Here is a 1508-nt window from a genome sequence, read left to right as displayed (position 1 = left end):
GCGCGCCAGCCGGGCCCGCAGATCGTCCGGCTGCCCGCCCTGCGCCTGCGGCGTCCGGCTCTGCTTGGGCGCCTGCGGGCCCTGCTCGGCCCGGACCGGCGGCTGCGCGGCCTGCGAGGGCTGCGCGGCTCTGGTGGGGCGCTCCCAGCGGAGGCGCGCCAGAACGGAGTCGGGGGTGGCCGAGGTGCCCTCGGGCAGCCCGGCGAGCAGGGTGAGCACCCGGTGCCGGACCTCGGGCGCGGCCGAACGGTCCAGGCCCGGGCCCAACGCCGACAGCGTGCGCTCCTTGGCGTCCCGCTCGCCGACCACACCCGGCGTACGGGTCGCCGCCAGCCAGGCCGAGGCGAGCCCCGCCCAGCGCTCGGCCGGAGGCAGCTCCAGCCACGCGTCGTACGCGGGGGTCGCCGCGTACCGCTCGTCGGCCTCGCCGTCCGAGGCCAGCAGGCCCGCGGCGTACGCCAGTTCCACCCAGAAGGCGGCGACCGGCTCGGGCACGTCGAGGGCGACGGCCGTCCGCTTCAGATCGCGGACGCTCAGGCCGCCGGCCCGCAGCACCGCCGGGCCGCCCTCGTCCCAGTCCTTCAGCAGCTCCTCCACGGTCGCGAGCGCCGTGTACGCCTGCCCGGCCGCCGTCGCGTCCACCACCTGGGGACGGTGCGTGCCCGCCGCCTCGACGGCCGGCGGCACCGGCTCGACCACCCGGTGCGCCCGCCCCGCCCGCAGATGCAGGGCGACCTCGCGGGGGATGACGACCGTGCCGGGGGCGGTGGGCAGCAGCAGACCGCGGTCGAGGAGCCAGCGCAGATGGGGCGCCGGGTTGGCGGTGACCTGGCCGTACGGCGGCCCCCACACCAGGCGCGTCAGCACGTCCAAGGCCTCGGCGGGTGCGGTGCCGAGGAGCGCGGCCATGCGGGGCCCGTCGGTGAACAGGCCGGAGAGGGAGGCGACGGCGGACACCGAGTCGTGCGTGCGGGGCAGGCCCACCGCCGTGACGATCTCCTGCACCCGGCCCGGCGACATACCCGCCGTCGCCTCGCCGACGGTCGGGCCCAGGCCGGTGGGGGACGGATGCTGCGGGGACGGGGCGAGCAGCTCACGGGCCGTGCGGACGAGGCGGAGCCGGCTGTCGGGGCCCCACACCAGGGCCTGGTCGCGCAGCGTGCGGACCGCGTGGGGGAGGGCGGCCGCGACGGCCGCGACGGCTGGGTCGTCCGCGGTCGCTCCCGCGCCCGCGCCCGTGCCCGCCATGAGACCGAGGAGTTCGTCGTAGGGGGCCGGGTCCGAGGCCACGGCCAGGGCCTGGGCGGACTGGAGGGCGAAACGGTCCAGGCGTTCCAGGGCGCGGACCACTGAGGCGCGGGTGCCGGCGCGGGTCGCCAGCTGTGTGAGGTCCGTCGGTACGGGGGTGATGAGGTCCGGGCGGGCCCGGAGCAGCGCGGCGAGCGAACGGTCGTCACGGCCGCGGAGCGCTTCCGCGAGAGAGCGGGGGGCTCCGCGGCCGTGACGAC

1 pseudogene is annotated in these 1508 nt (G+C 78.4%); it reads right to left on the bottom strand.

Annotated elements, in window-relative coordinates:
- Positions 1–1508 (bottom strand): annotated as a pseudogene (locus tag AOK23_RS43900) (DNA-binding protein); the annotation flags it as partial.

Source organism: Streptomyces torulosus (genome assembly GCF_001419765.1).
GTDB classification, from domain to species: domain Bacteria; phylum Actinomycetota; class Actinomycetes; order Streptomycetales; family Streptomycetaceae; genus Streptomyces; species Streptomyces torulosus.
The sequence above is the reverse complement of the archived record's forward strand: the minus strand, read 5'-3'. Positions and strand labels throughout refer to the sequence as shown.